This is a genomic window from Pseudomonas sp., from assembly GCF_036387035.1.
In the GTDB taxonomy this organism is placed as follows: Bacteria; Pseudomonadota; Gammaproteobacteria; order Pseudomonadales; family Pseudomonadaceae; genus Aquipseudomonas.
The window spans coordinates 1-4,105 of the sequence record NZ_DASVUM010000162.1; the positions used below are offsets into that span (position 1 = coordinate 1).

A 4,105-nucleotide genomic window follows, 5' to 3' on the forward strand; every position below is an offset into this window, starting at 1 on the left:
CCCGGACGAAGGCTGACGGCGCGCTTCTTCTTCGGCACGCTGACGGGATTCTTCTTCAGCCTTTTGACGAGCGGCATTTTCTACCGCACGACGTTCGTCCAGCTCGCGCTTGCGTTCGGCTTCGATTTCTTCCGGGCTGCGCTGAACGAAAACTTTCTTTTTGCGTACTTCAACGCTGATGCTTTTGCTGCCAGCAACGCGAAGGGTACTGGTGGTCTTGCGCTGCAAGGTAATCTTGCGCGGCTCTTCCACCTTGGCCTTGTGACCGCTTTTCAAGTGGGCCAACAGGGCTTGCTTTTCAATATCGGTCACAACTTGCTCGGCGGCGTTGTGAGGCAAACCTGCCTCACGCATCTGCTGTAACAGGCGCTCTACCGGTGTGTCGACCGTCTTGGCCAGTTCTTTCACCGTGACTTGCGTCATGCACTTCTCTCCTCAGGCCGCATCTACTTACTCGAACCAATGGGCTCGGGCGGCCATGATCAACTTGCCGGCACGATCATCGTCAATGCCGTCGATGTCGAGCAGATCGTCAATAGACTGCTCGGCCAGGTCTTCGCGGGTAACTACGCCGCGCACCGCCAGTTCCATCGCCAAATCCTTGTCCATACCCTCAAGCGAGAGCAGGTCTTCGGCCGGATGGGCGTCTGCCAGCTTTTCCTCAGTAGCGATGGCTTTAGTCAACAAACGATCCTTGGCACGAGCGCGAAGCTCGTTGACAGTGTCTTCGTCAAAGCCGTCGATGTTGAGCATTTCTTCCAACGGTACGTAGGCAATCTCTTCCAGGCTGGTGAAGCCTTCGTCTACCAGAACCTGAGCGAGGTCCTCATCGACTTCCAGCTCGTCGATAAAGTTGCGCAGGATGTCACCGGTTTCCGCTTGCTGCTTGGCCTGGATGTCCGATTCGGTCATCACGTTAAGGGTCCAGCCAGTCAACTGACTGGCCAACCGCACGTTCTGGCCACCGCGGCCAATCGCCTGGGCGAGGTTGTCTGCGCCTACAGCGATGTCCATGGCGTGGGCATCTTCATCAACGATGATCGCTGCCACTTCGGCAGGCGACATGGCATTGATGACGAACTGCGCCGGGTTATCGTCCCAAAGCACGATATCCACACGCTCGCCGCCCAACTCGCCGGAAACAGCCTGCACGCGCGAACCACGCATGCCGATGCACGCGCCTTGCGGGTCAATGCGTTTGTCCTTGGAGCGAACTGCGATCTTTGCACGCGAACCCGGATCACGAGAGGCAGCCATCACCTCGATGAGTCCTTCAGCGATTTCCGGAACTTCGATCCGGAACAGCTCGATCAGCATTTCCGGCGCAGTACGCGACAGGATCAGCTGAGGACCGCGGTTTTCAGTGCGGATCTCTTTGAGCAATGCACGAACACGGACACCGACGCGGAAAGTCTCCCGCGAAATGATGTCTTCACGTGCCAGCAGAGCTTCGGCGTTGTTACCAAGGTCGACGATGACATTGTCACGTGTAACTTTTTTAACAGTGCCGGAAATGATTTCGCCCAGACGCTCACGGTAGGCGTCCACGACTTGAGCTCGCTCGGCTTCGCGAACTTTCTGCACGATAACCTGCTTGGCGGTCTGTGCAGCGATGCGGCCGAATTCGATGGAATCGATCTTTTCTTCTACAACGTCACCCACTTTTGCACCAGGGTGCGTCAGGGCAACTTTGCTCGGCCATGTTTCGATGGCCGGATCGTCGAGGTCGTCTTCTTCGACGACGGTCCAACGACGGAAAGTCTCATAGGCACCTGTTTGACGATTGATCTCGACACGCAGGTCTACTTCGTCTTCAAAACGCTTTTTGGTGGCCGTAGCCAGAGCTATCTCAAGCGCTTCAAAAATCACATCGGCCGGTACGCCTTTTTCATTGGATACCGATTCAACAACCAGCAGTACTTCTTTGCTCATCGTACGCCTCGCCTTTCGCAAGCCATTGGATCCGCGGGATCCGCTGTATCTGGCACGTCTTAGTCAAACGTGGGAATAATGTTGGCTTTGTCGATCAGATCGATCGGCAACAGGAATTCGTGATCTTCTACCTGAACCACGACATCCTGCTCCTCCACCCCGCGGAGAAGGCCTTGAAAGTTGCGTCGACCTTCAAAAGGGGAACGCAGCTTTATCTTCACTTGTGCCCCGGCAAACTCGGCAAACTGCTCAATAGTGAACAGCGGGCGTTCCATGCCTGGAGAGGAAACTTCGAGCGTGTATTCGGAACTGATAGGATCTTCGACATCCAGAATACCGCTGATCTGACGGCTGACGATCGCGCAATCGTCCACCAACACGCCGCCTTCTTTATCGATATAGACGCGCAACATCGAGTGACGTCCCTGGGACGAATACTCGATACCCCAGCATTCATAGCCTAGGGCCACGATCACCGGGGCCAACAAGGCCTGCAACTCTTCTAGCTTGCTCGACACCTGAACCCCCTCGTGCATGCTGCAAATAAAAAATGGGCAAAAGCCCAATCATGAAAACGCCAGCGAAAAGCGGCGTCATAAAGTGTCCAGCTAACAAAAAGCCCCTGAAAAGGGGCTCCGCTAAAACTGGTTGCGGGGGCTGGATTTGAACCAACGACCTTCGGGTTATGAGCCCGACGAGCTACCAGACTGCTCCACCCCGCGACAAAGCTGGGGCGGAAGTATACGACTGATCCAAATTTGGGTCAATCCGACACATCCACCTACAAGAAAGCCCGCTACTGCGGGCTTTCTTGTTAATTGGTACCGAGAAGGGGACTCGAACCCCTACACCCTATGGGCACAACCACCTCAAGGTTGCGTGTCTACCAATTCCACCACCTCGGCATTACAACTCTTTGCAGCCCCAAAAACGACTGCGAATCCGGTGTTACTTCTGCTCTGGAGTTGCAGGAACATCAGCAGGTATTGCAGCTGGCTTCTGTTGCCCTTCCAGAACCGGAACATCATCTGCTGCCGGCTTTTGCTTCACTTCCAGTACCGCTGGGTTTGGCAAACCTACCTGAGTCAGCTGGTGAGCTTTCTCTTTAGCAAAGTAACCTAACCCTAAGCTGGTCATGAAGAAACAGGCGGCAAGTATAGCAGTAAGTTTACTCAGAAAGGTAGAGGAACCTTGGCCACCGAACACAGTATTTGATGCACCTGCCCCGAATGACGCGCCAGCGTCGGCACCTTTACCCTGCTGCAGCAAAACCAGAGCAACAACGCCCAGAGCACCCAGCAGATGAAGAACGACTACGACTGTTTCCAGCATTTTTTCAGTTTCCCGCGGCGCGAATGATCGCACCGAACTCATCTGCATTCAGGGAGGCGCCACCAATGAGGCCTCCATCGATATCCGGCATGCCGAACAGTTCGACCGCATTGGCCGCCTTCACGCTGCCGCCATATAGAAGACGCACACCTTGTGCGACTTCAGAATTCTCTTTATCCAACTGCGCACGAATCGCTGCGTGCACGTCCTGCGCCTGTTGCGGCGAAGCCGTCAGGCCAGTACCGATAGCCCAAACTGGCTCATAAGCAATAATCGCGTTAACGAAAGCACCGATGCCAAGTTCTTCGATGATGCTGTCGAGCTGATGCCCAACCACTTCAAGCGTTTTACCGGCCTCTCGCTGCTCGAGCGTCTCACCGACACAAAGTATCGGCGTTAAGCCCGCTGCCTGGGCAGCCTCGAACTTGCGACTCAGGACCTCGTTGCTTTCGCCCATTACCTGGCGACGCTCTGAGTGACCCACGAGCACGTACTTACAACCTGCATCCGCCAGCTGGCTCGATGAAACTTCGCCAGTCAAAGCACCCTGCCCCGCTTCGTGGGCGCAGTTCTGCGCGCCAACATGGATTGGCTGTCCTTCCAGACAATCAATCACAAGACTGACATGCAGGCTCGGCGGGAAGACCGCCACATCCACGCCACCCGGAAGGGCGAGATTAGCAAGACCCTCGATCAGCTCAGCGACGCTGGCGCGGGTACCGTGCATCTTCCAGTTACCAGCTACCATAGGGCGACGCATGCTGTACCTCGTCGGTCAAAGTGGGCGCAGATGTTACCCAACAGTTTCAACACTGGCAAGCCGAAATCAGGCGCAAACTTC

General features: G+C 55.4%; 5 protein-coding genes and 2 tRNA genes. All 7 read right to left on the minus strand.

What is annotated here, in order from left to right:
- Positions 1-423 (minus strand): translation initiation factor IF-2 associated domain-containing protein (locus VF672_RS15395; protein ID WP_331105432.1); only part of this gene is annotated, 423 nt, incomplete at its 3' end.
- A gap of 27 nt (positions 424-450) precedes the next feature.
- Positions 451-1,932 carry a transcription termination factor NusA gene (gene nusA / locus VF672_RS15400; RefSeq protein WP_331105433.1) on the minus strand — a complete coding sequence of 494 codons (1,482 nt, stop codon included), beginning with the start codon at positions 1,930-1,932 and terminating at the stop codon, positions 451-453.
- A gap of 59 nt (positions 1,933-1,991) precedes the next feature.
- The gene (rimP, locus tag VF672_RS15405) at positions 1,992-2,450 is read right to left on the minus strand and encodes a ribosome maturation factor RimP (protein WP_331105434.1); all 459 of its coding nucleotides are present in this window, start codon (positions 2,448-2,450) and stop codon (positions 1,992-1,994) included.
- 127 nt (positions 2,451-2,577) lie between these two features.
- Positions 2,578-2,654: transfer RNA gene (locus tag VF672_RS15410), tRNA-Met, on the minus strand.
- 97 nt (positions 2,655-2,751) lie between these two features.
- Positions 2,752-2,837, minus strand: a tRNA-Leu gene (locus tag VF672_RS15415).
- A 43-nt stretch (positions 2,838-2,880) separates the two neighbouring features.
- On the minus strand, positions 2,881-3,264 hold the full coding sequence (secG, locus tag VF672_RS15420) for a preprotein translocase subunit SecG (RefSeq protein ID WP_331105435.1): 384 nt from the start codon (positions 3,262-3,264) through the stop codon (positions 2,881-2,883).
- A gap of 4 nt (positions 3,265-3,268) precedes the next feature.
- Positions 3,269-4,024: a triose-phosphate isomerase gene (gene tpiA / locus VF672_RS15425; protein WP_331105436.1), complete on the minus strand. Its 756-nt coding sequence runs from the start codon at positions 4,022-4,024 to the stop codon at positions 3,269-3,271.
- Positions 4,025-4,105 lie beyond the last annotated feature (81 nt).

Bases quoted from the DNA above. Each gene is read 5' to 3' on its own strand.
- nusA (WP_331105433.1), bottom strand. From the start codon at position 1,932: ATGAGCAAAGAAGTACTGCTGGTTGTTGAATCGGTATCCAATGAAAAA.
- secG (WP_331105435.1), bottom strand. From the start codon at position 3,264: ATGCTGGAAACAGTCGTAGTCGTTCTTCATCTGCTGGGTGCTCTGGGC.
- tpiA (WP_331105436.1), bottom strand. From the start codon at position 4,024: ATGCGTCGCCCTATGGTAGCTGGTAACTGGAAGATGCACGGTACCCGC.